Source organism: Oceanobacillus alkalisoli, from assembly GCF_022213125.1.
GTDB classification, from domain to species: Bacteria; Bacillota; Bacilli; order Bacillales; family Amphibacillaceae; genus Oceanobacillus; species Oceanobacillus alkalisoli.
In genome coordinates this window covers 24,910-50,791 of record NZ_JAKNRA010000008.1, presented here as the reverse complement: position 1 = coordinate 50,791, position 25,882 = coordinate 24,910, and the positions used below count along the sequence as shown (strand labels likewise).

At 36.8% G+C, this 25,882-nt stretch carries 27 protein-coding genes and 3 riboswitches; of the genes, 25 read left to right on the top strand and 2 right to left on the bottom strand.

Annotation, left to right across the window (positions count from 1 at the left end; all coding sequences use genetic code 11):
• Positions 1–509: 509 nt before the first annotated feature.
• Positions 510–610, top strand: a riboswitch (TPP riboswitch).
• A gap of 214 nt (positions 611–824) precedes the next feature.
• From L3V42_RS11145 to L3V42_RS11110, 8 genes are all read left to right on the top strand, one after another.
• Positions 825–1,058 (top strand): thiaminase II/PqqC family protein, encoded by a 234-nt coding sequence (locus L3V42_RS11145; RefSeq protein WP_235762848.1) that lies wholly within the window; start codon positions 825–827, stop codon positions 1,056–1,058.
• Between the two features lie 681 nt (positions 1,059–1,739).
• Positions 1,740–3,035, top strand: coding sequence for an acetylornithine deacetylase (locus tag L3V42_RS11140; RefSeq protein ID WP_238472000.1), 1,296 nt, complete (start codon positions 1,740–1,742; stop codon positions 3,033–3,035).
• A 21-nt stretch (positions 3,036–3,056) separates the two neighbouring features.
• Positions 3,057–3,833, top strand: a complete 777-nt coding sequence (locus tag L3V42_RS11135; RefSeq protein WP_238471999.1) for an ABC transporter ATP-binding protein — start codon at positions 3,057–3,059, stop codon at positions 3,831–3,833.
• Between the two features lie 3 nt (positions 3,834–3,836).
• Complete coding sequence (locus L3V42_RS11130) at positions 3,837–4,577, top strand: ABC transporter permease (RefSeq protein WP_238471998.1); 741 nt, start codon at positions 3,837–3,839, stop codon at positions 4,575–4,577.
• 1 nt (position 4,578) lies between these two features.
• The gene (locus L3V42_RS11125) at positions 4,579–5,598 is read left to right on the top strand and encodes an ABC transporter substrate-binding protein (protein WP_235762844.1); all 1,020 of its coding nucleotides are present in this window, start codon (positions 4,579–4,581) and stop codon (positions 5,596–5,598) included.
• A gap of 610 nt (positions 5,599–6,208) precedes the next feature.
• Complete coding sequence (locus L3V42_RS11120) at positions 6,209–6,523, top strand: hypothetical protein (RefSeq protein ID WP_238471997.1); 315 nt, start codon at positions 6,209–6,211, stop codon at positions 6,521–6,523.
• An 875-nt stretch (positions 6,524–7,398) separates the two neighbouring features.
• Positions 7,399–8,478, top strand: coding sequence for a DUF3137 domain-containing protein (locus tag L3V42_RS11115; protein ID WP_235762842.1), 1,080 nt, complete (start codon positions 7,399–7,401; stop codon positions 8,476–8,478).
• Positions 8,479–8,495: 17 nt separating this feature from the next.
• Complete coding sequence (locus tag L3V42_RS11110) at positions 8,496–9,056, top strand: LemA family protein (RefSeq protein ID WP_235762841.1); 561 nt, start codon at positions 8,496–8,498, stop codon at positions 9,054–9,056.
• A gap of 896 nt (positions 9,057–9,952) precedes the next feature.
• Here the strand turns inward: L3V42_RS11110 and L3V42_RS11105 are convergent.
• Positions 9,953–11,002, bottom strand: a complete 1,050-nt coding sequence (locus tag L3V42_RS11105; RefSeq protein ID WP_235762840.1) for a homocysteine S-methyltransferase family protein — start codon at positions 11,000–11,002, stop codon at positions 9,953–9,955.
• 85 nt (positions 11,003–11,087) lie between these two features.
• Positions 11,088–11,189: riboswitch (SAM riboswitch) on the bottom strand.
• 142 nt (positions 11,190–11,331) lie between these two features.
• On the opposite strand from L3V42_RS11105, the gene L3V42_RS11100 reads away from it, so the two are divergent.
• From L3V42_RS11100 to L3V42_RS11020, 17 genes are all read left to right on the top strand, one after another.
• Positions 11,332–11,829 (top strand): GNAT family N-acetyltransferase, encoded by a 498-nt coding sequence (locus L3V42_RS11100; protein WP_238471996.1) that lies wholly within the window; start codon positions 11,332–11,334, stop codon positions 11,827–11,829.
• 428 nt (positions 11,830–12,257) lie between these two features.
• Positions 12,258–12,362, top strand: a riboswitch (SAM riboswitch).
• 91 nt (positions 12,363–12,453) lie between these two features.
• The gene (locus L3V42_RS11095) at positions 12,454–12,618 is read left to right on the top strand and encodes a DUF2292 domain-containing protein (RefSeq protein ID WP_238471995.1); all 165 of its coding nucleotides are present in this window, start codon (positions 12,454–12,456) and stop codon (positions 12,616–12,618) included.
• Between the two features lie 145 nt (positions 12,619–12,763).
• Positions 12,764–13,777, top strand: a complete 1,014-nt coding sequence (locus tag L3V42_RS11090; RefSeq protein ID WP_238471994.1) for an LLM class flavin-dependent oxidoreductase — start codon at positions 12,764–12,766, stop codon at positions 13,775–13,777.
• A 21-nt stretch (positions 13,778–13,798) separates the two neighbouring features.
• Positions 13,799–14,317, top strand: a complete 519-nt coding sequence (locus L3V42_RS11085; RefSeq protein ID WP_238471993.1) for a GNAT family N-acetyltransferase — start codon at positions 13,799–13,801, stop codon at positions 14,315–14,317.
• Positions 14,318–14,331: 14 nt separating this feature from the next.
• Positions 14,332–15,519: an amidohydrolase gene (locus L3V42_RS11080; RefSeq protein ID WP_235762835.1), complete on the top strand. Its 1,188-nt coding sequence runs from the start codon at positions 14,332–14,334 to the stop codon at positions 15,517–15,519.
• Between the two features lie 46 nt (positions 15,520–15,565).
• Positions 15,566–16,372 carry a MetQ/NlpA family ABC transporter substrate-binding protein gene (locus L3V42_RS11075; RefSeq protein ID WP_439651890.1) on the top strand — a complete coding sequence of 269 codons (807 nt, stop codon included), beginning with the start codon at positions 15,566–15,568 and terminating at the stop codon, positions 16,370–16,372.
• 32 nt (positions 16,373–16,404) lie between these two features.
• Positions 16,405–17,484 (top strand): methionine ABC transporter ATP-binding protein, encoded by a 1,080-nt coding sequence (locus L3V42_RS11070; protein ID WP_235762833.1) that lies wholly within the window; start codon positions 16,405–16,407, stop codon positions 17,482–17,484.
• Positions 17,426–18,076, top strand: a complete 651-nt coding sequence (locus L3V42_RS11065; protein WP_235762832.1) for a methionine ABC transporter permease — start codon at positions 17,426–17,428, stop codon at positions 18,074–18,076. The genes L3V42_RS11070 and L3V42_RS11065 overlap by 59 nt, the downstream gene beginning before the upstream one ends.
• A 32-nt stretch (positions 18,077–18,108) precedes the next feature.
• Positions 18,109–18,957, top strand: coding sequence for a MetQ/NlpA family ABC transporter substrate-binding protein (locus L3V42_RS11060; RefSeq protein WP_235762858.1), 849 nt, complete (start codon positions 18,109–18,111; stop codon positions 18,955–18,957).
• A gap of 33 nt (positions 18,958–18,990) precedes the next feature.
• On the top strand, positions 18,991–20,331 hold the full coding sequence (locus L3V42_RS11055) for an LLM class flavin-dependent oxidoreductase (RefSeq protein ID WP_310739812.1): 1,341 nt from the start codon (positions 18,991–18,993) through the stop codon (positions 20,329–20,331).
• Between the two features lie 198 nt (positions 20,332–20,529).
• Positions 20,530–20,907: a GntR family transcriptional regulator gene (locus L3V42_RS11050; RefSeq protein WP_235762831.1), complete on the top strand. Its 378-nt coding sequence runs from the start codon at positions 20,530–20,532 to the stop codon at positions 20,905–20,907.
• Complete coding sequence (locus L3V42_RS11045) at positions 20,897–21,763, top strand: ABC transporter ATP-binding protein (RefSeq protein WP_235762830.1); 867 nt, start codon at positions 20,897–20,899, stop codon at positions 21,761–21,763. Before L3V42_RS11050 ends, L3V42_RS11045 begins: the two co-directional genes overlap by 11 nt.
• Positions 21,756–22,457 (top strand): hypothetical protein, encoded by a 702-nt coding sequence (locus L3V42_RS11040; RefSeq protein ID WP_235762829.1) that lies wholly within the window; start codon positions 21,756–21,758, stop codon positions 22,455–22,457. The genes L3V42_RS11045 and L3V42_RS11040 overlap by 8 nt, the downstream gene beginning before the upstream one ends.
• 123 nt (positions 22,458–22,580) lie before the next feature.
• Positions 22,581–22,820 (top strand): DUF438 domain-containing protein, encoded by a 240-nt coding sequence (locus tag L3V42_RS11035; protein WP_235762828.1) that lies wholly within the window; start codon positions 22,581–22,583, stop codon positions 22,818–22,820.
• Entirely contained in the window at positions 22,817–23,188 is a 372-nt protein-coding gene (locus L3V42_RS11030) for a hypothetical protein (RefSeq protein ID WP_238471991.1), read from the top strand. The genes L3V42_RS11035 and L3V42_RS11030 overlap by 4 nt, the downstream gene beginning before the upstream one ends.
• Complete coding sequence (locus tag L3V42_RS11025; protein ID WP_235762826.1) at positions 23,133–23,531, top strand: PAS domain-containing protein; 399 nt, start codon at positions 23,133–23,135, stop codon at positions 23,529–23,531. The genes L3V42_RS11030 and L3V42_RS11025 overlap by 56 nt, the downstream gene beginning before the upstream one ends.
• 205 nt (positions 23,532–23,736) lie before the next feature.
• Positions 23,737–25,614 carry a heavy metal translocating P-type ATPase gene (locus tag L3V42_RS11020; RefSeq protein WP_238471990.1) on the top strand — a complete coding sequence of 626 codons (1,878 nt, stop codon included), beginning with the start codon at positions 23,737–23,739 and terminating at the stop codon, positions 25,612–25,614.
• A gap of 23 nt (positions 25,615–25,637) precedes the next feature.
• On the opposite strand, the gene L3V42_RS18515 is transcribed toward L3V42_RS11020, so the two are convergent.
• Positions 25,638–25,865 carry a helix-turn-helix transcriptional regulator gene (locus tag L3V42_RS18515; RefSeq protein ID WP_369412890.1) on the bottom strand — a complete coding sequence of 76 codons (228 nt, stop codon included), beginning with the start codon at positions 25,863–25,865 and terminating at the stop codon, positions 25,638–25,640.
• Positions 25,866–25,882 lie beyond the last annotated feature (17 nt).

Here is a 25,882-nt window from a genome sequence, read left to right as displayed (position 1 = left end):
ATTGCTTTTTTGTGGCATAAATTTGGCATGAAACATGAAATCATTAATGAGTATTACAGATAACCTTAAACTTAAAAATGTCTGCAGACCCTTTATTTATTGGGATATGCAGACTCTATCGGTAACTAGAGATGACAGTAAGTTAATTGTTTCATCACCTTGGCAGGGTGAATATCATAGTGTACGTCATTTTTAATAAAGACAATAGGTGAGTATTGCGGACAGAATGAGCCAGCAGTGCGGAGTTTTGAGCCACCGTTTGCGGATAATAGAGCCAGTGAATGGGGACAAGAGAGCCACTATCAAAAAGACCATTATACATGCCTAATGTGGTGCGAATTTATTAGTCCGCCATCATTGACTTAACTTTTGTCCGTGTAGTGGAACTATCGCAGGCGTTGCATAAATAATGCCTAAAAGATCTACCGAGAAAAGCTTGATACAAACCCAAATCCAGCGATATTTGACAAGGGTAAACATGTATGATTATAATAAGGCTAATTGCATAGATGAATCACTAGGGGAGCAAAAGTTTGCTGAGAAAGACATGTCTTGACCCTTTGAACCTGAACTAGGTCATACTAGCGTAGGGAAGTGGTGGCGATACGTATAACAGTATCTTTTATTCTACCATTCCCTCTATTAGTGGAATGGTTTTTTTGATTTATTATTCAAAATAGAAAGAAGGAGATAAGATATTATGACGATTACAGATCGCCTATTCAAAACTGTAGAACCTGTTTGGGTAATTATTTAGAGCATCCATTTGTGAAGGGGATTGGGGAAGGTACTCTCGATAAAGAGAAGTTTATTCATTCATTATTATGGAACAAGATTACGTATACTTAATTGAATACTCTCGTGTGTTCGCGATTGGTAGTACGAAAGCGAATGATTTAAAAACAATGACTACTTTTACTAATCTACTTAACGTCACAATGGATTTTGAAATGGATCTGTATCGTAAGTATGCAGAGGAATTCAATATTTCGACTGAAGAGTTAGATGCAACAGAACCTTCAGCTACTATGACTGTCTATACAAGTTATATGACTTAGTCAAACACAGCTCGGCGCATGGAAAGCGCTATCGCAGTCTTTTGGAAATTTCCCTGAAAATGCTGATGACTGTATCGACTTGATAAATGACATTGCAAAAGATAAACCTGAACATGAGTTGAAAAGAATTAAAGATATCTTTGTCCGTGATTAAATAGATGAATAGATGAATCAATTGAAATAGATGGTACAATTATTTGTTAAAAGAAAAATTCCATACATTTCACCACTAGGGGTATTTTGGCGTAACTCTTTACTCATAGTTTCTATAAAACTGAGAAAGGACTTCTCCTTAATTCTTAAACTTGATCTAGTTCATACTAGCGTAAGGAAGCGGTGACAACGCAAATGCATCGTCATTATAATTCATCTACAATTATCGACATGTGTGTATTGGCTCATGAGCTGCTTCCTGATGCTGGCAGTAGCTCTTTTTAGTCAGCTGAGCTCACTTTATGCTTTAAACAGTTATCCAAACTGACACCATCTATTTACTGTAGATAAAGTTTACACAATTCCTACTGGAAAACAAACCGAACATGATTCCCCCAAGCTGCACGTGTGAGGAGACTTGTTGATTGCCTCCTTAAAACAGGAAGCTTTTATATCGTTCTCCCTACTCGTTTTTTCAAGTATTATATGTGTGAATATCAAGTTCTCTCTTATGAAAGAAGGTTATACATGATGAGTAATCTAAACAAAATAATAGCTCAAGTAGATGAACGTCAAGATGAGTTAGTAGATTTACTAGCTACTCTCATCTCATTTAAAACACCCGCTCCACCTGCTCGAAATACGAGAGAAGCACAAACATATGTGGCTCAATTTTTAGAGCAGATTGGTTTCTCTATCGATATGTGGGATGTTTATCCCAATGACCCTAATGTCGTTGGCGTGCAAAAGGGAACGAAATCAGATACCCATCAAAGTCTCATTGTAAATGGGCATATCGATGTAGCAGAAGTAAGAGAAGATGAAGCGTGGAAATCAGATCCATTCCAACCGATGATTCAAAATGGCAACATCATTGGTCGTGGAGCTGCTGATATGAAAGGTGGACTTGCCGGAGCGTTATTTGCACTAAAGTTATTAAACGAAGGAGATATGACCTTTGCAGGTGATGTTATCTTTCAATCCGTAATTGGAGAAGAAGTTGGAGAAGCAGGTACATTACAATGCTGTGAACGGGGTTATCACGCCGACTTTGCTCTCGTTGTGGACACAAGTGATTTGCACATCCAAGGTCAAGGTGGTGTCATTACTGGTTGGATTACCGTTAAAAGTGAAAAGACCTTTCATGATGCAACCCGCAGAAATATGATCCATGCAGGTGGAGGCTTATTTGGTGCAAGCGCAATTGAAAAAATGTCGAAATTAATAGAAGGTCTTCAAGAGCTTGAACGTCATTGGGCAATAACGAAGCAATATGAGGGCTATCCACCTGGGACAAATACGATTAATCCAGCGGTCATCGAAGGTGGTCGTCATGCAGCATTTATTGCTGATGAGTGCCGGTTATGGCTTACTGTTCATTACTATCCGGATGAAACCTATGAACAAGTTACCCAAGAAATAGAAGACCATCTCTTAAGAGTCGCTGAAGCGGACATATGGTTACGTGAGAATCCACCAATATTTGAATGGGGTGGAACATCAATGATTCAAGATAAGGGGGAGATTTTTCCTTCTCTTGAAGTAGATCCAAATCATCAGGCGATAAAAATATTATCAAAATCTCACAATAAGATTCATGCTGAACCTGTGACCATCGATGTTTCACCATCTGTTACAGACGGAGGCTGGTTCTCTGAAGCAGGCATTCCGGCCGCAATTTATGGACCAGGTGATTTTCTTCATGCACATGCTGTAAACGAACAGTTATCTATCGATCAATTAGTTTCCTTTACAAAAACGATGATTCACTTTATTTATCAATGGTCCAATCAAGAAAAAATAATAAATGATCTTATTACTTAAGCATAAAAAGGATGAATATCCATGAAAAGTATACTAGACAATGACGAACAAGCACTTCAATTTAAAAATGTCTATTTTGATTACGAAAATGCTGCCGGACAAATGCGAATTTTAAAAGATGTGAGTTTTTCTATTCCAAAAGGAGAATTTGTCAGTATTGTTGGTGCAAGTGGCTCGGGAAAAACAACTATTTTCCGACTCATAGTTGGATTGGAACAACAAAAAAGCGGCTCTATTTATGTCAATGGTGAAGAGATGGAGAAACGCTTAGGTAAAGTTGGGTATATGCCACAACAAGATTTATTAATGCCTTGGAGAACGGTTAGACAAAATGCATTCCTTCCTTTGGAAATACAAAAGCAAAAGGATACTGATAGTAAAGTAGATAGGCTGTTGGGGGAATTTGGATTAAAAGGATATGAAAATAAATATCCAAATGAACTATCTGGTGGAATGCGTCAACGGGTTTCCTTTTTACGTGCCACTTTATCAGGTTCGAACGTGTTATTGCTAGATGAACCTTTTTCTGCACTTGATGCGATGACAAAATTATTTATGCAGGAATGGCTACTAGAACAATGGGAGAAACAATTATCGACTATTTTATTTATTACACATGATATTTCCGAAGCTTTGTTTTTATCTGATAGAATTTTTGTTATTACAGATACCCCTGTTACAACATTAGAGGAAGTTAAAGTTCCACTCAAACGTCCGAGGCGGCAACACCATTTGGATCAAAAAAAGGTAATTGAACTAAAAAATAGTTTAATAGAACGTTTCCGAATGAGGGTTTAACACATGAAAAATTATATGTATTCAACTATATTGACTTTTATCCTATTACTTATATGGGAAATAGGTGCAAGGCGGATTAACACATCTTTTATTCTTCCTGCTCCAACTGAAATTGGGATGAAACTATGGGAATTACGTGAAGAATTGTTCTTACATCATCTTCCTATTACATTTTCCGTTATTGCGATCGGCCTAGCTATTTCCTTAACGCTGGGTATTCTGTTATCAATTGGCATGAGTATGTCAAAAACATTAGAACAAACGTTATACCCATTGCTGATTACCTCGCAGACAATCCCTATTATCGCCCTGGCACCAATTTTTGTACTTTGGTTTGGATATTCTATTTGGAGTAAAATTGTTGTAACGATTATTATTACTTTTTTCCCGATTACTGTAAGCACATTTGATGGATTACGGTCTACAAATAGGGATCTGAAGGAATTATTTCAATCCATGGGTGCTTCTAAAAGACAACTTTTTTTCAAGTTAGAAGTGCCCTCTGCTTTACCATCCTTTTTTTCAGGATTAAAAGTGGCTGTACCTATGAGTGTTATTGGTGCTGCAATTGGTGAATGGCTCGGTGCACAAGCGGGATTAGGGTATTTTAGCCGTCGAATGATGACGCAATTCGATGGGGCGGGAGTATTTGCTCCGATTGTTTTACTTTCGCTTATAGGTATTCTTTTATTTATTGCCGTTGTTTTATTAGAAAAATACATATTGAATTGGAGACGAATATAAAATGAAAAAAAACTTTATTTTTTTATTCACTATTGCTTTGCTTCTCTTAATATTAAGTGCATGTGGTGAAGATAAAAGTGAAACAAAAGAAGAAAGTTCTGTTGCTAGCGATGAAATGAAAAAGGTAAGCATCATGCTCGATTGGTATCCAAATGCAGTTCACAGTTATTTATACGTAGCTGATGAAAAAGGCTATTTTGCTGAGGAAGGATTAGATGTGGAATTTCAATTTCCTGCAAATCCTACCGATCCTCTTACACTCGCAGCTTCAGGAAATATTACGATGGGATTATATTACCAGCCAGATGTAATTATGGCAAAAGCTAACGAAGATATTCCTGTAAAATCTGTCGCTGCAATCGTAAGAGAACCATTAAATCATGTTGTTTATCGTTCAGATAATCCAATGGCTTCACCAAAAGAGCTAGAGGGTAAGCAGGTTGGCTATCCTGGAATACCGATAAACGAAGCACTAGTAAAAACGATTGTGAATTATGATGGTGGAAATTATGACAAAGTTGACATGATTAATGTTGAATTTGAATTAGGCTCTTCCTTGATTTCTGAACAGGTCGATGCGGTGAGCGGAATGTATGTCAATCACGAAGTTCCTGTTTTACGAAGCGAAGGGTACGAAATTGATTATTTTAACCCAGTTGATTACGGGGTACCAAGTTATTATGAAATAGTTGCAGTGACAAGTGAAGATACATGGGAAAATGAGCAAGCAGATATAGAAGCTTTTTGGAAAGCTGCTCGAAAAGGCTTCGACTTCATGGTTGAAAATCCGGAAGATGCACTACAAATTATTCTTGATCATCAAGACCAAGCTAACTTTGCTCTTGATAAAGAAGTAGAGATGGAAAGCATGAACATTTTATTACCAAAAATGAAAAGTGAATCAGGATTTGGAACACAAGATATAAGCTCATGGGAAGAGACAGCCGAGTGGTTGAAGAAAAATGAATTAATTGATGAAGTCCCCGATATGGATGAGTTAATCGTTAATATTGAACCTTAACTATTTCTTTTTTTCTAAGTTTCCTAAGTACAGCGAAAAGTCGCAGTGAGATATGTTATATGTCACTGCGACTTTTATGTTTCTATCATTTAAGATGTCGGTGAATAACTACCTCATTACAGCACAATTAATTATCCTGCTTAAACTCAGAAGAGATGGATAAAATGCGTACTTACCTGATTAAAAGGTTCCTTCCGAAACGCTGTTTTGAGCGATACCGGATAAGTGGTAAATGTTGGGAAACGATCATCAGTGGCCTAGGACTATTTACCTTTCATAAAAAACACTGTACTCATTGTTTAAATAAGTATATACGGACAAGGAAACCGGTGAGAAAAAGGAATTTATATGTATGATGTGCTGGAGGCGAAGCTAGTTGTAAGGAACATGGTTTTAGACGCTGAGATTATTGGAAATGAATCGGAGGACGTGCCGAATCGGGATGCACTTGACTAAATCCGTTATAAAGGACTTTTCCTTGCTTCATCGTTAAATAGTGGCTGTTTTATTTTTTTAGTCTTAATTTATGCAACGTTAGTGGTATTTATTGTAAGATTGAAGCATCGTCTAAGAGTTCATATTGTGGCATAGATAAGAGGGAGGTAATAAGATGAACTTTATAAAAAAGAATGAGTTTTTTGTGTTTTTATCGTTATTATGTGCAATAGGTGTATTTTTAATGAGTGATCCATTTCAACGTATGGCGTACTGGGGGGATGATTTTGTTTGGTATTGGGTTGGAGTTGCTTTCACTTATTTTCTTTGGCTAATGGGTGTGGTTTTTTTAGTGGTAGCAATTACTAGGGGAAAAAAAGTAAAAGGAAAATTAATATTTGGTTTATCAATGCTTGGGATAATTATCTTATTGATTTGTGGTTTTTTATGGACTACTTTTGTCATAATTGCAGGAATCTCTGGAGTGTGATTTTTTCATAACAGGCTGCAATTGTTGAATGGGTGATTAAGGGGAATATTGTGCTAATTCTTATTTAAAAGTCAAAATTGATTAAGCAAGCAATGGATTCTCAAAAACCTCAAATCGTTAGCTTTTTTAACATTTGAATGAATTTCATAATTACCAAAGTCGGCTTTCCCATCACCATATGTAGTTGGGAACGAACCAACTCAACTACATACGGTGATGGTGAAGCATTAAATACGTATTATGAAATTCATTAATTTATTTTATATAAGAGATGTGATAACAATGGAAATGCAAGTTTTATAGCTTCTCGGTAAGTATAATGAAAACTTGTAATCAAACAATACAGATGAGAATCGAGTATATCCTGCTAATTTAATATTCGATTGCACTAGAAAAACGGTAAATTTAAAATAAATGGTCCATCCATTGACAGGGGGAAATGAAAAGGTATATTATTTAAATAATTACGGAGAAATTTACCAAATACGTGTATTACAAAAATATAATAATTGGACGGATTCCTATTGGAGCACACTCGGCTATTATCTTTAATTTCCATAAAGTATTTTTATCAAAAACAATAACCACTTAAAGATTGTTCAATTTAAGGACGATGGATTACTATATAACGGTTTTATAGAAGGTTCATGCATTCCCTCAGTAGTAGCTTGATGCTTTAGCAACAGTCATATGATTCAAAATACTTATCTAAAAGTTTAATACAATTATCTCCTCGGATACTTATATTTGAGGAGATAAAATGTAGAGTATATACATGTATGAAAGTTGCCAAGTTTTTTATTGTTCTTTGTTATAATGAATCACTAACATCAGACGGTGAAAAATATATGATTAAAATATCAAGGAGGGAATGTATGCTTACCGAAGAGATGCGAGAAGTAAAAAGAAATGCTTATGGACTTGAATTATTTGCGAAAGAAAAAACAGAATTTATTGCTTTTTATGAAAAGCATTTAAAAGAAGAACTAGAGAGTCTGGAAGTTGAACGAAAAAAGTTTATGAAAGGTTTAATTCCTCAAATCATTGCAGCCCCATTCCTATTGCTATTCATTTATTATGTCTTTCGCGATATTACATTATTCATCATACCAGCTGCTCCGATTGCCATTACTGGATGGATAGGTCTTTATTGGATGAGACATAAGAAAAAGTTAGAATCGAGGGCAAAAGTGATTATTGTGCCAAAACTCGTCAAATTTATGAACTCATATTTTACATATGAACCGGATGGCTCATTAACAATTGATGATGTGAATGAAATGCGTATATTTAAACATAGAGCTGACGTTGGATTCGGAGATGATTTAATTAAGGGATATGTGTATGACCGAGATGAAGATGCATATACATATTTGTCATTTAGTGAGATGATCGTTCGGAATGATTATAAAAAACGGCAAAAAGGCAAAGTTATTGAAAAACCATTAGGAATGTTAGCGGCTGGTTTGCTTTTTAAAGTAGAGTTCAATAAAGACTTTGGTCGTTCGTTTACGATGATTAAACCTCGCTGGTTGCTAAAGAAAAGAAAGTATCGAAAAAAGTTAAAAAAATTCGATAAGCAGCATATAATGCAAGAGGTTCTACTGGAAAATCCAATGTTTATGAAGAAGTTTGTTGTTCATTCAACGGATCAGATTGAAGCAAGAGTTATTTTGCAAACCGATACAATGGAAAACTTACTGGAATTCGTGAACTATGTACCTGACACAATCGAACGAAAGCGTGGGAAAAGAAAGAAGGGACGATTCATTCCTTATTTTACATTTTATAATAATCAAGTGTATATACTCATCCATACAGGATCGAATCATTTTATCTTAAACATTATGAAAGAGTTGAACATTGATACGGTGTATGATTATTTCAAGGATATAAATCTAGTATTACGCTTTATAGATGATTTAAATTTAAACTTAAAATTATATAAAAAATAAAAGTGAGGTTATGTTCTATGTATTATGCAATTACGATTGGCATATTAATAGTACTCATAGCGTCTTATACAATTTCAACGTATAACAAAATGAAACACTCAGCGGTTAACGTTGATGAAGCTTTTGGAGGCATTGAAACATATTTGGAAGAGCGTTTTGATATGTTAACAAAAGTAATTTCAACCGCAAAAGAAGAGTCGAAAAGAGAAGTGGAACTTGTAACGAAAGTAACAAATATGAGAAGTGCTTTTTCGCAAGCAGATTCAGTGAATGAAAAAGTTGAAGCGGGGATACAAATTGAAGCAGCAATGCCTAACTTAATGGCAACGATGGAAAATTATCCTGATCCAAAATTTAATGAGGCATTTCGTAAAACACAACAAGCAATCATTGCAATTGAAGATAAATTATCGGCAGCAAGACGCAACTACAACAGTAATGTATCGGTGCATAATAAACGGATTGTTGCATTTCCGGCAATCATTATTGCGAGTATATTCGGATTTAAAGAAAAGAAAATGTTCGAGTCAACAACATATAAACGAAACGATATTGACGTGGATAATATGTGGTCTTAACACATTTAAGCAATGTTAATTCAAATAGAGAAAGGCTAAGTCATATAAAAAAGAATGGTTATGATAGTTTGTAGTCTTATTTTATCATCTCGCTTGTAAGAGCGAGATGATCTGAAATTAAAAATATTGTTCAGCAAATATATGAACAAAATCTTTAATTTGGTTATTTTAAAAAGAATTTAAGCTGAGGAAAATGCTAGAAGATGAACAAAATGGATGCTTTTTGTTGCTATTAAGGTGGGGGATATCTACCAAGGACGCTGGCTGCTGCCAAGTCTGTAATGGATACCGCTACCAAGTTATAATTTCATGCAGGCGCCCATCAAAGATCCGAATTCTTTCGAAAAAAGGGTTCGGATCTCCTACAATTTATTTCCAATATATATTTATCCTAATAAATACCATCCGCTTTCCTTATTTTACTACCTGAATCAGTAAAAACATTCTATTATATTAAGCCTAGATGTTCTCGAAAAGTATGGCCTTTATATTCGGTTCTGTAAATACCCCTTTTTTGCATTGCTAGAACAACTAGTTCAATAAAATCTTCTAAACTACCAGGATTTGGAATTAAAAATTTTTATTTAAGTTGATCTGAATCGGTTGAGTCATAGAATTTATTAAATGGGCAATGGATAATGTAGATGGAATTACCAAAGAAAGAGTTAGCGTGGCCACAGCGATTGAGCTAGATTAAGAAAAATTGAAGAGAGCTCACCCTATCGATTTGTGCTGGCAGCAGCAAATGTATTTTAGCAGGGTGAGCTTTTTTTGTTTAAAGACGATTAAATGAATAGAGAAGTCTTAATCGCTCGTATGCACTATATTCTATTTCATTCGAATAAATTAGATGTTCAGTTTCTCTTCTGGGTACTTATTTAAAATCAGCTATGCTCTTATGCCTTTGTACGATATTCTGTGTTGTGCTTTTTAAGTGTTTCATCATTACCAAATAAGAAGTGTTTCTCCATGTTAGGAGAGAACTTTGAATTCACGGTTTCAACCCCGACAGCCTCTGCAACTTCTCTAAGCATTGCAGGTGAAGCCCCGCAGCATAGGCCGATATAATTTATCCCAATATCTTTTGCTTCTTTTGCCCACTCGGCTAATTCGAAACGGTTATGGTAAAGCGGATCAAGTGCAGTCGGGAAAGTTGTTTCCGTCGGCAATGTGCAGCTACATCCAGCATCAGGCAAATTAAAGAATGTTGGATTTTCTTCTGTCGTACGGTATGGAATTGGCAGAGCGCCCACATAGCCATCTACATTTTTTCGGATGTCCACTAAGTATGAATGCATTGTATCCGGTCCGCGGAAACAGTTCAGACCAACAACTAATGCACCTTCCTGAGAAAGAATCTTACATGATTCATCTGCAGTATATCCATCCCTTAGAATATTCTCTCCAAATAAGGCTAGCGTAATGACTGCAGGTATACCTTGTTTTTGAATTTCTTCCAAGGCAATTAATGCCTCTTCATGATAATAAAATGTTTCACCAACAATGTAGTCAACGCCTTCTTCCTTACACCATTTCACCATTTCTGCAAACATACTTCTCACTTGTTCTTTAGAAGCTGGGTCATTTGGGTCAAAAATATTTGTATTTGAAATATTTCCTGCAACAAGTGCCTCCTCAGTTGGATGTTCTTTGGCTACTTCTTTCGCCAAACGAATGGCACTCCGGTTTAGTGGCTCTAATAAATCTTCTTTACCAATAATGCGAAGTTTTTCTCGGTGACCATTATACGTAAATGCTAAGATTACATCGGACCCGGCATTCATAAAATCTCTATAGGTCTGTTTAAGTGCTTCTGGGTTTTCTAGTGCAACTTCAGGCACAAATGACCCTGCTTGTAAATAGCCCCTCCGCTCCAATTCAAATAAATATCCTTCTCCGACAATAACTGTTCCATCTTTCAACCTTTGTTCTAAAGTACGTTTCATTACTTCTCCTCCTTATTTTTTAAAATAAAATATTAAAAAACCCCTTCTTAAGTAAGAAGAGGTTTAATTACAATTTCGGTTTCTCTTCTTATCTTCAAGCGTAACGCTACTGGAATTGGCACAGTGCTTCAAAAAGTCTGTTGCCGAGGTATCAAAGGGCCAGTCCCTCCACCTCTCTAGATAAGAGAATTACATATTTAATTTTGGTAATTTTTACTCTACATAGATTCCGTGTAAAAGTCAAGGGGGATTTAGGAAATATTTTAAAATTAAAATTGTATTTTGTAATAAGATTGATTACAACAAAATAGAGTAAGGGGAGAAAACGATTGATCATTAGGGGAGTTAAATCACCAGATGCAGAAAAGTTAGCTTATCTTATAAAAGAGGTTGGAAATAGTGCAAAGTACATGCTTTGGGAAGCTGATGAAAGAAGGATTCAAGCAGATAACCAATTAGAGATGATTGAAAGTATGCAAGCCAGTGAAAATTCTACAATACTTGTAGCGGAAATGGATGAAGATTTAGTGGGTTATCTTTTCGCCATAGGTGGAAAAGCCCGAAGAAATAAGCATTCTGTTTATATTGTAATCGGCATATTGCAAGGCAAAAGAGAGCAAGGAATTGGAACGAAATTATTTAAAAAGTTGGACCATTGGGCTAAGCAGCATCATATTCACCGATTAGAGTTAACCGTTGCGACGAAGAATGAAGCCGGATTATCGCTGTATAAGAAGGCTGAATTTGAAATGGAAGGGACAAAAAGACACTCTTTACTCATAGATGATGAATTTGTGGTTGAATATAATATGGCGAAATTATTATAGGCAAGTTCAGGTTTTACTTACTTGAATGAATTTCATAATTACCAAAGTCGGCTTTCCCATCACCGTATGTAGTTGGGAACGAACCAACTCAACTACATATGGTGATGGTGAAGCATTAAATACGTATTATGAAATTCATTAACCTAGAATAAATTTTGTGTAAGATTTCTGTTCATGTTAATGAAAATAAATTACCACTTATATCATAATATATTGTCATAAGTGCTAGTGTTTCTTAGGATAGGTAGCATTAACTTACAACGGATAACTAATAAAGTTCGAATTTCGGTTATGTTTAAAGTATGCTTGACATTGTAAATCCTGAGTGTTACTATAGGAAATATCAGAATAAAAGTAATCTTTTTATAGTGAGTATCGTTTGTTATGTAAAGATCTATAACGTATTCGAATACAATTAAATAAATATTTTCTTATCCAGAGAGGTGGAGGGACTGGCCCTTTGATGCCTCGGCAACAGACTTTTTGAAGCACTGTGCCAATTCCAGCAAGCCGATGTGCTTGGTAGATAAGAAGGGTGATAAGTATAATTAAAACCTCTTCTTATTTGAAAAGAAGGGGTTTTTTAGTTTTAAATTAAAAAATACTCTGGAAAGGGGGGATTATGTGGCAAATGTTAATGATAAAAAAATCGCAGACATCGTAACTGAATTAAAAAAATTAAAATATGGAAACTTAATTATAACCGTTCATGATGATGAGATTACCCAAATAGAAACAACAGAGAAAAAACGTTACCAGCCACAAGGTAAAAAACAGCGAACTTCATGAAGTGAGATATCATTCAGTGGAGCTATTACAGAACGTTAATGAGTGATAAATATGCCGATTAGACAACTAAAGGCAGCCTTCTAATCTACTAGAATAGAAAGCTGTCTTTTTTTAATTAAAAAGTAACAAAAAATGGGGGAAATTAATGAGCTATCAACTTGGAATTCTTGATCAAAGTCCAGTATTTGAAGGAAAGACGGCCACCGATGCATTACAAGACACGATTCAATTGGTGAAAGAGGCAGAAGCATGGGGCTATTCTCGGTTCTGGGTGGCAGAGCATCATCATATGGAGCAAGTAGCTGGTTCATCACCAGAAGTATTAATCTCACATTTGTTGGCACATACAAGTTCAATCCAAATAGGATCAGGTGGAGTGATGTTACAACATTATAGTCCATATAAAGTTGCGGAGAACTTTAATCTGTTAGCAAGCCTTGCTCCTGGAAGAGTAGATCTTGGAATTGGAAAAGCACCTGGAGGATTACCATTATCTACAAGAGCTTTACAACATGGAAATTTAAAGAATGGAAATGACTTTAATGAACGCTTAACCTTTTTAAGGGATTTAATTGACGATTCCATCAAAAATAGTCACCCACTTGCAGGTATTCAGGCTTTACCAAAGCCAGAAAAGAAGCCAGAAATTTATTTGCTTGGAGGAAGTACCGTTAGTGCAACTTTTGCAGCGGATTTAGGGGTTAACTTTGTTTTTGCAGGCTTCTTAAATAGTGATGAGGAATTGCTTCAAGAAACAGTTCGAACCTATAAGGATAATTTTAATGAGGGAAAATGTATTGTCGCTTTAGCAGTCTTAGCAGCACCTACACAACAAGAAGCTGAGGAATTAGCAAAAGACCATAAATTATATATCTTACATCTGCATGATGGGAGGACATTAACCGTTCAATCAAAAGAGCAAGTGCAGGCATATAAAAGTCAGGCAGAAGGCCCATTTGAAGTAGAAGAAAAGGCGGCAGATATTATTGCTGGTACGAAAGAATTTGTGAATGGTGAATTGAACCGACTTCATGAAACGTACAAAATAGACGAATTTATTCTACACACTCCGCTGCGGAAAAAAGAAGAACGTCTACGTTCCTTCCAACTACTAAGTCCATTCCAATTAACGAAGAAGGTTGAATCCACAATATATTAAATAAATTAATTGGGGGTAACGATGGGTAAATTAATAAGCAATCCAATTATAGTAAGTGAGTTGTTTATAGACGAAGCTGAGATTCTTCGTCAAGTTTTAAGCGAAAGTTATCAACAGTATGAGCGTTATTATTCGCCGCAAGGATGGAAGGATTATTCAAGGAAAATTGTCTCATCCGTTGACAGTCCAAATGTAGATAAAATATTGGTAGCCAAACGGAATCAGGAAATTATAGGTAGCTTGCAACTATTTAAGTCATCGGAAAAGGCATATGGAAAGCCGGAACTTGAAATTCAAGCACCAATCATTCGATTATTAGCAGTTCTTCCTCGTGCTAGAGGTTATGGTGTTGGAAAAGCATTATTAGCAACTGCCATCAATGAAGTCAAAACTTCTGGGCAATCTAATATGTATTTGCATACAACTGAGTTTATGGATGGAGCGATCCAACTTTATAAGGGGTTCGGTTTTAGAAGAGATGAGTCAAAGGATTTTGTGAGAGAAGATATTTTATGTAAATGCTATAGACTAGATGTTTAGAGGGGGATAATTGTATGATTCAATCTGATTTACAGGAATATTTAATTTCAATTAGGCGTTATTTACATCAGTACCCTGAGTTATCACTCCAAGAATTTGAAACAACGAAATTTATTCAAAAGCAATTACAGGATACTGGGATTCATGTGAGGAAAACAAGCTTAAAAACCGGAGTATTCGCACAATTACAAGGTAAAAGCCCGGGACCGACAATTGCGCTTCGGGCAGATATCGATGCACTGCCGATTGAGGAACAGACGGGCTTATCTTACGCTTCAAAAGTTAAAGGTGTGATGCATGCTTGTGGCCATGATTTCCACACCGCCGCATTAATCGGAGCAGCTTATCTATTAAAAAAAAATCAAAATAAGCTGAAAGGAAATATTAGATTCATTTTTCAGCCAGCTGAAGAGATAGGTGGTGGAGCAGAGCAGGTGATTGATGACGGGCAACTTGAAGGAGTGGAGGCAATTATTGGGCTTCATAATAAGCCTGAGTTACCAGTTGGAACAATTGGTTTAAAAGCAGGACCGGTGATGGCCTCTGTCGATCGCTTTCGGATTACAGTTAAGGGGAAAGGAAGTCATGCCGCCATTCCGCAGAATGGTAAAGATCCAATCCTTGCATCTTCACAGATGGTTACGGCGCTTCATTCCATTGTAAGCAGAAATATATCCCCATTAGAAAGTGCTGTTGTCAGCGTCACTAGAATAACAGGCGGAACTACGTGGAACGTCATTCCGGGTGAGGTGACTTTGGAAGGAACGACACGAACGTTTAATGATAGAATTCGCGAAGAAATTAAAGGAAGTGTACAAACTATTGTAGAAAATACAGTCCGTGCATATTCGGGAGAGGCTATTATTGATTGGTTTCCCGGACCGCCCCCAGTGATAAATGACACAGAAACAATAGAAACTATCTACCAAGCTGCACAACAACAAGGCTTAAACACGGTAGATCCAGAACCGACAATGGGGGGAGAAGATTTCGCCTTTTATCAGCAACAAATTCCTGGTGCTTTTGTTTTCTTTGGAACGAATGGAAATGAAGATTGGCATCACCCTGCTTTTACAATTGATGAATCATCATTAATTAAGGCTTCTTACTTTTTGTATGAAAGTGCGCTGTCTTTACTACAAGGATTCCAGTTGAAACAAGATAAAAAAAGAGAATTAAATAATGAACCTGAATGGAAATAAGTGATTATTCTCATTTAAAAAGCGGTTAGGAGTGAACAAAATGAAGATCAAAAATACTATTCTTTTAGTACTAATAATGATTGTAGTATTTGCAGTTGTAGGTTGCGGAACAGAAGCTACTACAGAGAATGAGCAAGTTACGTTAAAGATTGGCGCTTCATCTGTACCTCATGCGGAAATATTGGAATTTATTGCACCAGATTTGGAAGAAGACGGTATCGATTTAGAAATAGTGATTACTACAGATGGCATTCAAACAAATCAGCAGACAGCAGATGGGGATTTGGATGTGAACTTCTTTCAGCACACTCCGTATTTGGAGCAAGTTAACGAAGATAGTGGATTGGATTTAGTAGTCGTGGAAGGGATTCACATTGAACCGTTTGGCATCTACTCAAAGGAAATTAATTCAATTGATGAATTATCCGAGGGAGCACAAATCGCCATACCGAATAATCCTTCAAATTTCTCAAGGGCACTCGAATTATTTGCAGATAATGGAATTATTGAATTAGATGAAACGAAATCAGGTGACTTCTTACTAGAAGATATAACAGAGAATAGTAAAAATCTAGAATTTGTTCCAGTCGATCCACCACTCTTAGTTCATTCACTGGATGATGTGGAAGCTGCAGCAATTAATACAAACTATGCGCTTGAAGCTGATTTTAACCCATTAGAAGATTCATTGATCATTGAAGGAGCCGACTCACCATATGTGAATGTGCTTGTGTCTAGGCCAGACAACAAGGATAGTGAACCGGTTCAAAAGCTTATAGATGCGTTGACAACGGAGAAAGTTAGAGGGTTCATCCTTGAAAATTACGGAGAAGCAGTCGTTCCAGCATTTTAATGTAAATCAGAGGAAGAAAAGGAGGGGTTATATTGATAGAATTCCACCAGACTTCGAAGGTGTTTGAAAGTAATGGGAATAAAGTAGAAGCATTAAAAGATATAAATTTAACGATTAAAAAAGGAGATATATTTGGGGTAATAGGTTTCAGTGGAGCTGGTAAAAGTACACTCTTACGTACCGTTAACTTATTAGAGTATCCGACATCAGGTGAAGTGATTGTTGAGGGAAGGAATTTAGCAAACCTATCCCAGCATGAAATACGTGAGGCGAAGAAGGATATCGGGATGATTTTCCAGCATTTTAATCTAGTCCATTCTAAGACTGTTTTCCATAACGTAGCAATGCCTTTATTGTTAAGTGGATATAATAAGAAAGCAGTAGAAAATCGTGTATATGAAATCCTTCGTTTTGTTGGTATAGAAGAGAAGGCTGAAAATTATCCAGAACAGCTGTCAGGCGGGCAAAAGCAGCGTGTTGGAATCGCTCGTGCGCTTGTTACAAATCCTTCTATATTACTGTGTGATGAGCCTACGTCGGCACTAGATCCAGAAACGACAAAATCGATACTAAATTTATTAAAACAAGTAAATGAAGAATATAAAATCACAATATTAATTATTACACATGAGATGGAAGTGATTAAACAAATTTGCAATCGAGTTGCTGTCATGGAAGATGGCCAAATTATTGAATCAGGAAATGTCTATGATATTTTTGCCCATCCGAAGACGGATACAACACGTAAATTCGTCAAATCAGTTGTTCGGGATGAAGTTCCCATAAGTGTCTATCGATTGTTGAAAGAAAATAGTCACTTTAGTCGTATTTTTAAAATTGAATTTTTTGGAATTAACTCGGGACAACCGATCATTTCAAAAACGGCAAAAGTTTATCCTGTGGAAATCAATGTTTTGTTTGGCAATATTACAGAATTGCAAGGCATTCCTTTTGGTAATTTAATTGTAGAGTTAATTGGTGATGAGTATGAAATTAAGCGGGCAATTGAATTTATTATGAAGCAAAACGTAAAAGTAAAGGAGGTTTTTGAAGATGGAAGTGAGCGCGGAATTGATATTGAACGCTTTGTGGGAAACGCTTTACATGGTTAGTGTCTCACTCTTTTTCGGAGGATTGATCGGGATTTTCTTAGGAATATTATTAGTTGTTACAAGAAAAGGTCATATTCTTGAAAACCGGTTGATTTATTCGGTTGTAAATCCAATTGTTAATATTTTTCGTTCAATTCCATTTATTATTTTACTTGTGGCTATTATTCCATTTACAAGGCTGATTGCTGGTACATCAATCGGAACGACGGCAGCAATTGTTCCGCTTGTACTTCACATTGGACCTTATTTTTCAAGATTAGTAGAAAATTCTTTATTAGAAGTGGATGAAGGGATTATTGAAGCAGCAAAAGCTATGGGGGCGACACCACTTCAAATCATCTATCGCTTTTTAATGCCGGAAGCCTTCTCTTCTTTAATATTAAGTTTAACGACGGCGACAATCGGTTTAGTTGGAGCAACGGCAATGGCTGGAGCGATTGGTGGTGGGGGATTAGGTGATGTAGCAATCACATATGGCTACCAGCGTTTTAGTTCAATCACAATTCTTGTAACAGTTATTATTTTAGTGATTATTGTCCAGGGAGTTCAAGAAATAGGAAATAGATTGGAACGCAAGGCAAGAAGAATGTAATTAAGGCAGTAAATTAGTCAGGAGGCATGATGATGAAAAAGTGGATCTTTCCTATTCTTTTAGTCTTTGGTCTATTATTAGTTGCGTGTTCAAATAATTCTAGTGCAGAAGCAGAAAAATCAAAAGTTAAGGTCGGTATTCGAAATTCCGAACTTAGGACGTGGGAATATTTAAAAAAACAAGCGGAGGAAGAAGGAATAGAAATTGAAATTGTTAATTTCTCCTCTGCATATGATCCTAATCAGGCCTTGATAGAAGGAGATATCGATATAAATGCATTCCAACACGTTGCATATCTTGATTCATTTAATGAGAATACCTCTTCAGATATTGTTCCAATTGGTACAACAATTATTGCTCCGCTTGGTTTGTACTCCAGTACTTATCAAACGATAAATGATATCCCAGATGAAGCACAGGTAGCTGTTCCAAATGATGCTCCCAACTGGGGGAGGGCATTACTGTTATTACAAGAAGCCGGTTTATTAACTGTTGTCGATGACTTTGATGGATATGGCGGAGAAGATAAAATTAAAGAGAATCCAAAAAATATTGAAATTGTTCCTGTAGATAGTGCGAACACACCCCGTGTAATGGAAGATACGGCTGGTTCGGTGATTAATAACGGAGTCTCATTAGAGGCGGGACTAACATTAAAAGATGCACTTATTCATGAAAGTGAAACCGCGAAGCCCTATATAAATGTTATTGCGGCAAGAGAACAGGATAAAGACAATGAAACATTTCAAAAAGTAGTAGAAATTTATCAATCCGATGATACAGCTAAATTTATTGAGGAAACTTACAAAGGAAATTATCTTCCAACAATTATTTCTTTAGAAGAATTAAGTAATTACAAAGAGTCCTATTCAAGTAACTAGAGATTAAGTTTAATAAATTAAGGGGAGAGAAAAGTGACTAAAAGACAAATAAAATTAGCAGCTTATTTAATTGGAACAGGAATGCATGTTGCTTCCTGGCAACATCCAACAGTAAATCCAAATGCGAATATTGATGTGAGGGCCTTGCAAAAGTTAGCCCAGATTGCTGAAAAAGGAAAGTTCGATATTGCTTTTATTGCAGATAGCCTGGCAATTAATCACGAGTCACACCCACAAATATTGAATCGATTCGATCCAGTTGTACTAATAACGGCTTTAGCATCAGCAACGGAGAAAATAGGGGTCGGAGCTACCTCTTCGACAACATACAACGAACCATATACCCTTGCACGTCAATTTGCTTCTGTTGATCACATAAGTGATGGCCGTGCTGCATGGAATGTAGTCACAACTGCTGATGCTACAGGACAGACTGCATTAAACTTTAGTCGAGAAAATCATTGGGAACATGATCACCGATATGAGCGAGCTGAGGAGTTCGTAGATATTGTGAAGGGACTGTGGGATTCTTGGGAAGATGATGCTTTTATATATAATAAAGAAACTGGGGAGTTTTATGATCCGAATAAGGTTCATGAGCTTCATTACAGTGGTGAGTATTTTTCGGTAAAAGGACCATTAAATATTGCAAGGTCAGAGCAAGGCCAGCCGGTCATCATTCAGGCAGGTGCTTCCGTTCCAGGCCAAAGACTGGCCGCTCGTACTGCTGAAGTTGTTTTTACCCATTGGGATACTATCGAAGAATCGAAACAATTTTATCAAAAATTAAAGTCACAATTAAATGAGTTTGGGAGAAGGGAAGAGGAGCTTCACATTCTGCATGGAATATCACCAATCGTAGGAGAAACGGAAGCAATTGCACAAGAAAAATATAATGAGTTGCAAAAACTAATCGATCCATATGAAAGTTTAAAGTTTGTTTCTGGATATATGGGAAATGTGGATTTCTCTAAATATTCTCTAGATACGCCAGCAAAAGAAGTGGAATTTCCGAGAGTAAATAGTATTCAAAGCCAATTCAATGAAATGAAAAGAATCATTCAGGAAGAGAATCTCAAGGTTGGTGATCTCTACACAAGATTTTTCGGTGCTGCTAAAAGGGATGGATTTATTGGTACACCAACACAAGTAGCAGATGAGATGGAAAAATGGTTTAAGGAAAAGGCAACAGATGGCTTTATGATACAATTCCCGCTACTACCAAGGGATTTAGAGGATTTTGTGGAATTGGTAGTTCCAATATTACAGGAAAGAGGTTTATTCCGATTGGATTACGAAGGTGACACACTACGCGAACATCTTGGTCTAAAGAAACCAAAAAATCGATTTACAAAGGAAGAAGTTAAAAACTAGTATTACGTCCACGACTATTGTAATCATACCATTTTGCAAAAGCTGGTCTAAATCCAATAATCACTCGGGTTTTCTTTCCTAAGAATCCCGAGTTTTTTCATGTTTATTTCAATACAAATTCAAATAGGATTGACATTTATCTGAATATGTTATAGGGTTAATTACATAAGTAACTAACCAACTAAGGGATGAACTTAAATGAATAAAAAATTAGATGATAGCAAGCCAATTTTCATGCAGATTAAGGATTTGATTGAGGACTCGATTATGGATGAAACTTATCAGACAGGGACACGGGTGCCATCCACGAATGAATTTGCTGCCTTTTATCAAATTAATCCTGCTACTGCTGGAAAAGGGATTAATGAACTTGTAGGAGAAGGAATATTAGTAAAAAGGAGAGGGGTCGGCATGTTTGTTACTGACACAGCAAAAGAGATTGTGATGAAGAAAAGAAAACAGACCTTCTATGACAATTACATGCTGCCACTCAAAGAAGAAGCAAAAAAGCTGCAAATGACAGATGAGGAGCTTATAGAAATGTTACAAAGGAAGGATGAAGGAAATGAAGATTGAAGTGAATAATCTAAGTAAGAGGTATGGTGAACAGTATGCATTAAATCATGTATTTTTTACCCTCGAGGAAAATAAAATTTACGGTCTGCTAGGGAGAAACGGTGCTGGGAAAACGACATTCATGAATATTCTCAGTGGCCAAATCATGCCAACCAGTGGTGAAATAAAAATTAATGGTGAAAATTCATTCGATCAGCAGGAATTGATGGAATCAATTTGCTTGATTAAGGAATCCGATAATTTCCCGAAAGAGCTGAAAATCAAAGATGTGTTAAAGATATTCTCTTACTTTTATCCGAATTGGGACCAATCTTTTGCTGAAGATTTATTGAAGGAATTTAACTTGACGACCCGTCTAAAGATAAAAGCTTTATCAAAAGGAATGGAGTCTGCCTTAGGTATTACGGTTGGCTTAGCAAGCAGGGCCCCGATTACCGTTTTCGATGAACCATATATTGGCATGGACGCCCCATCTCGGAAACGTTTTTATGAATTATTATTGGAAGATTATGAGGATTATCCAAGAACAATAATCTTTTCCACTCATTTAATTGATGAGGTGAGTTTAATGTTTGAAGAAGTAATAATTTTGCAGGAAGGATCTGTTGTTTTGCAAGAGGATTCAGAAGTATTAAGGGCGAAAACGGTAGCCGTATCTGGACCAGCAGAAAAGGTTGATGATTTTTTACAGGATAAAGAAGTAATCGAACGAAAAGATCTGGCTGGAAATGCTATTGTCTATACCTATGGTTCCATAGAAGAAGCGAAGGAATTCGGGTTAGATGCAGAAGGAATACCTATACAAGAATTAATGATTTATTTAACAGAGAAGAAAGGAGCACACACGTATGAATAACCAAGTAAAAGGACTCATTTATTATTATGCACAAGATATGAAGCATCAAGTGAAGATATTTTGGTTGATTCTTATTACAATTACGGTTGCAACTAGTATTATGGCTTATTTCCTAATGGATGTAGCAGATAGTCAATTTTTTTGGGCGTTTCCGTTTGCAACCTATACGAATGTTGCGATTATAGCTTTTCAAAGTGTTAAGAAGGATATTCCATTCGGGTTGAAAATGGGTGCGATTCGGAAAAATATTTTTCTGAGCTATATGTACTTCTTCTTCGGTTATTCTCTATTCATCGCAGTAGCAGGGAATACATTGCAATTGATTTTCGAACGTCTCCTCAATCTATTCGGTATTACAAATTATATCTTTGGACATCCTGCTATGCTGCTCTCAGATACTTGGTTAACAAGAACAGTTATTGATACATTCGTTATGTTCTTTCTCATGGCATTACTATTTATCATCGGATTAATATTTTACCATTTTGGTTTATTAGGTGGAAGAATTACCTTGGGGGTATTACTAGTCGTAACTATGTACGGTCTTTTTGAAGGCTGGTTAATTGAAGCGTTTGTGAATCTTATACCTGATGTGTCCATGCTGACTTTTGTAACAATCTTCCTAATTGGTATTGGATTATATCTAATTAGCTATCTGTTTATACGGAGGGTGACTGTTGTGAGGAAGGTATAAACAAAATGCGTAACCCATCGAAGTGACCATACTTAAACAATTTGTGAACAATTGCAAGAACCCTCTACGGATGACTTTTCCTCGCTTATACTTGATATGAGAATATTAAAGGATGGTGAGGAAATGGTTAACGCTCCGATTAATAAGGAACTAATAGATGGATTAAAAGCTATATTGCTTCGTTTGCAGAGGGGAGAGTCATCAGAAATCATCGAAACATGCCTTGCACGGCAGATTCAAGATGTAGACATGACAACCATCCAATTAATTGTACAGGAATTAAAAAATGGCAATCACCTTGCCGGATCATGTGGGGGAATGATGACCGGATCCGTACGTTATACAAGGGGACAAAACGAATGATGGAGCAACTCCCCGAAATAGAATTTTTCTATATAGTAAAGTCATATCGTCTTTTTGAGCAGAAAATGAAAGAGATGCTGTTTGACGAAGAGGCATTTCTATTGTCGCTAATGAAGACCGTCTTCACAGAGAAGGATTGGTTGCAAATTGCAACGGAAAGTAATGTATTCGGTTATTGTCTTATTACCCGCAAGAAGAGTGGCAATCTGAACGGGTGTGGCTTATGCAACAAGGAAAGGGAAATAGTGAACTGGAATTGGAACGAAGCGAGAGACATTTGCCGTTTTGCCGTTCGTCGGCGGATATTTAACGATGAAGGAAGCGGATATTATTTTGAACAACTTGCCGTTAGAAATAACATTCGTTGATAAGAACGATATATTCAAATATTTCAATGAAAAAGTAGAAGCGGCTGATATGATGTTTGTGCGAACCCCAAGCTCGATTGGGCGGAATGTCGCAAATTGCCATCCACCGAAAAGTCTGAAGAAGGTTATGCAACTGATCCGTGATCTGAAAACAAAAAAACGCACCTCGGAAACGATGTGGTTCAAAAAAGAAGGGAACGTTATCCATATCACGTATAAAGGTGTATTTGATGAAAATGGGGAATACGTGGGGATTTTAGAATACGTACAGGATATTCAGCCATTCCTCGATTTGCCTCGTGAAGTAAAAAAGGAAGTGAGTAAATTAGAAAAAGTTTTTTAAAAGATAATGTGATAAAGTGAAACTTCAATCAGTGGGGGGGTTACGGACGGTTACACCGGGATAAAATGTACCGCATCTTATGCTATAGGCTGCTTTTTTTGTTGATGTAAATCCTTTCTAATGGTATTATTAATTTATAATAATTATAAATTAATAATTTATGTAGTTTAAGCGGTTAAATTTTCTTTTAGAAAGGATGCGTAACATGTTCAACTATCTAGTCAAAAGCCGTCCAGGCCAGTTTCTGCTTATTGGTATATTTTTTATCATTCTCGGATTTATTCTCATGCCTTTTGTTGAAATGGCAAGCCGTCTTTCATTTTATGCAGCCATTTTCTTTTTAGGCTTTTTTGCTGCGAAGAATGCAATAGTGGATACCGTTCAATCGAAGTCTCCTAATGTTGACTTACTTATGATCTTGGCTGCGCTTGGTGCGGTTACCATTCAGTATGAATCAGAAGGAGCGATTTTGCTGCTCATTTTCGCTGGAGCGGAAGCACTTGAAGATTATGCGTCGGCTAAATCCACTAACGCCATTTCTGAGCTCATGTCCCACATTCCCTCAATTGCACAAGTTATAAAAGATAATGGTACAGTTGTCGAGATACCTACAGAAGATTTAAAGGTGGGGGACATAGTCGTTGTATCAAAAGGAGACTTAATCCCAATTGATGGACTCACGGACCGGCAGACAATGGTAAACGAAGCTGCATTAACCGGAGAGTCTGTACCTGTCCGTAAAGAAAAAGGGCACGAAGTATTTGCAGGAACCGTTAATGAAGGAAATGCTTTTTATCTAAAGGTAAACAAATCAAGTGATGAGACTATTTTTTCCAATATTATTCGGATGGTTGAAGAAGCACAAAACCGCCCGTCCAAAGTATCGAAATTTATCGACCGGATTGAAACGAAATATGTGATCAGTGTGTTGGTAGGAGTTCCGATTTTTGTTTTCATTCTTTATACATTTACTGATTTCAGCTTTCAAGAAGCATTTTATCGTGGGATGGTTATGCTGACAGTGGCAAGTCCATGTGCACTTGTCGCATCCGCTACACCGGCAACGCTCAGTGCAATCAGCAACGGGGCAAGGAATGGTGTGTTGTTCAAAGGTGGGGCGGCAATGGAAGCACTCAGTACAATGGATGTGCTTTATAGTGATAAGACTGGTACACTCACACATGGTGACTTCGAAGTTGTAGAATACGCAGCAGATGAGGATGTATTAAGAGAAGTCGTATACATGGAGCAGCAGTCCAGTCACCCAATTGCAAAGGCGGTTGTAGATACATTTAAGGATTTGAATTTGGATCAAGTTAATCGGAGTGAACCGGTGGAAGAGGTAGCTGGTTCGGGAATGAAAAAAGGTGCCATTCAAATCGGAAAACCTTCTGCATTTGATCATTATGAGGATGTTCATGAGTACCGAAAGAAGGCAGTTGACGGAAATACGAATATTTTTGTAGGAAAAGATAACAAAATCGTTGGTTATTTCTCGCTTGCAGACCGGGTACGGAAAGAATCGGCTGACGCGGTGGCAGGATTTCAAAATGATGGAATTCGTGTTGCGCTTCTAACAGGTGATAACGAAACGGTTGCAAAAAAAGTTGCAAAAGAAGTTGGTGCGACCGAATATGCTGCTTCATGCTTGCCGGAAGATAAAATTAAGTACATCCATGAAAGCCAGCAAGCAGGGAAGGTTGTTGGAATGATCGGTGACGGAATCAATGATGCACCTGCACTTGCGAATGCGGATATCGGAATTGCGATGGGGAGCGGTTCATCTGTTGCAATGGAATCTTCTGATGTTGTTATTGTGAAAAACAACTTAGCCAAACTTTTTTATAGCTTTAAGTTGAGTCACAGATTAAATCGAATTATTGCTTTAAACGTCACATTTTCCGTTGGGGTGATTCTCGCCTTAGTTATATGGAACCTATTTGGTTTATTGAATTTGCCACTCGCTGTGTTATTTCATGAAGGCTCCACGATACTTGTCATCTTGAATGGATTACGCTTGTTAAGACAAGGAGAGGAAGAAACAGAGTTGGCAACTCACCCAGCCTATGAGGTCAAGGTTTGATTGATTTACCTTGACCTTTTTTCTTATCTATATTTTCGAGGTGTCATATGGAATGCTTCTTTAAACTTTTCAATGAAATAACTCACATTGGAAAAGCCGCATTCTAGTGCAATTTCTGTTATCGTGCTTCTCGTTCCAATCAGTAAATTAATGCTGCGCTCCAACCGATAATCGAGAATATAGTTGAAGGGTGTTCGTCCAACATGTCTTTTAAAAACCCGAATCGTTTCCGCTTTGCTTAAGTGAGTAATTCCTGCTAACGTTTCGA

Bases quoted from the DNA above. Each gene is read 5' to 3' on its own strand.
- L3V42_RS11140 (WP_238472000.1), top strand. From the start codon at position 1,740: ATGATGAGTAATCTAAACAAAATAATAGCTCAAGTAGATGAACGTCAA.
- L3V42_RS11090 (WP_238471994.1), top strand. From the start codon at position 12,764: ATGAGCTATCAACTTGGAATTCTTGATCAAAGTCCAGTATTTGAAGGA.
- L3V42_RS11105 (WP_235762840.1), bottom strand. From the start codon at position 11,002: ATGAAACGTACTTTAGAACAAAGGTTGAAAGATGGAACAGTTATTGTC.
- L3V42_RS11145 (WP_235762848.1), top strand. From the start codon at position 825: ATGGAACAAGATTACGTATACTTAATTGAATACTCTCGTGTGTTCGCG.
- L3V42_RS11115 (WP_235762842.1), top strand. From the start codon at position 7,399: ATGCTTACCGAAGAGATGCGAGAAGTAAAAAGAAATGCTTATGGACTT.
- L3V42_RS11125 (WP_235762844.1), top strand. From the start codon at position 4,579: ATGAAAAAAAACTTTATTTTTTTATTCACTATTGCTTTGCTTCTCTTA.
- L3V42_RS11040 (WP_235762829.1), top strand. From the start codon at position 21,756: ATGAATAACCAAGTAAAAGGACTCATTTATTATTATGCACAAGATATG.
- L3V42_RS11025 (WP_235762826.1), top strand. From the start codon at position 23,133: ATGAAGGAAGCGGATATTATTTTGAACAACTTGCCGTTAGAAATAACA.
- L3V42_RS11045 (WP_235762830.1), top strand. From the start codon at position 20,897: ATGAAGATTGAAGTGAATAATCTAAGTAAGAGGTATGGTGAACAGTAT.
- L3V42_RS11060 (WP_235762858.1), top strand. From the start codon at position 18,109: ATGAAAAAGTGGATCTTTCCTATTCTTTTAGTCTTTGGTCTATTATTA.
- L3V42_RS11080 (WP_235762835.1), top strand. From the start codon at position 14,332: ATGATTCAATCTGATTTACAGGAATATTTAATTTCAATTAGGCGTTAT.
- L3V42_RS11110 (WP_235762841.1), top strand. From the start codon at position 8,496: ATGTATTATGCAATTACGATTGGCATATTAATAGTACTCATAGCGTCT.
- L3V42_RS11120 (WP_238471997.1), top strand. From the start codon at position 6,209: ATGAACTTTATAAAAAAGAATGAGTTTTTTGTGTTTTTATCGTTATTA.
- L3V42_RS11035 (WP_235762828.1), top strand. From the start codon at position 22,581: ATGGTTAACGCTCCGATTAATAAGGAACTAATAGATGGATTAAAAGCT.
- L3V42_RS11135 (WP_238471999.1), top strand. From the start codon at position 3,057: ATGAAAAGTATACTAGACAATGACGAACAAGCACTTCAATTTAAAAAT.
- L3V42_RS11130 (WP_238471998.1), top strand. From the start codon at position 3,837: ATGAAAAATTATATGTATTCAACTATATTGACTTTTATCCTATTACTT.
- L3V42_RS11030 (WP_238471991.1), top strand. From the start codon at position 22,817: ATGATGGAGCAACTCCCCGAAATAGAATTTTTCTATATAGTAAAGTCA.
- L3V42_RS11050 (WP_235762831.1), top strand. From the start codon at position 20,530: ATGAATAAAAAATTAGATGATAGCAAGCCAATTTTCATGCAGATTAAG.
- L3V42_RS11065 (WP_235762832.1), top strand. From the start codon at position 17,426: ATGGAAGTGAGCGCGGAATTGATATTGAACGCTTTGTGGGAAACGCTT.
- L3V42_RS11020 (WP_238471990.1), top strand. From the start codon at position 23,737: ATGTTCAACTATCTAGTCAAAAGCCGTCCAGGCCAGTTTCTGCTTATT.
- L3V42_RS11085 (WP_238471993.1), top strand. From the start codon at position 13,799: ATGGGTAAATTAATAAGCAATCCAATTATAGTAAGTGAGTTGTTTATA.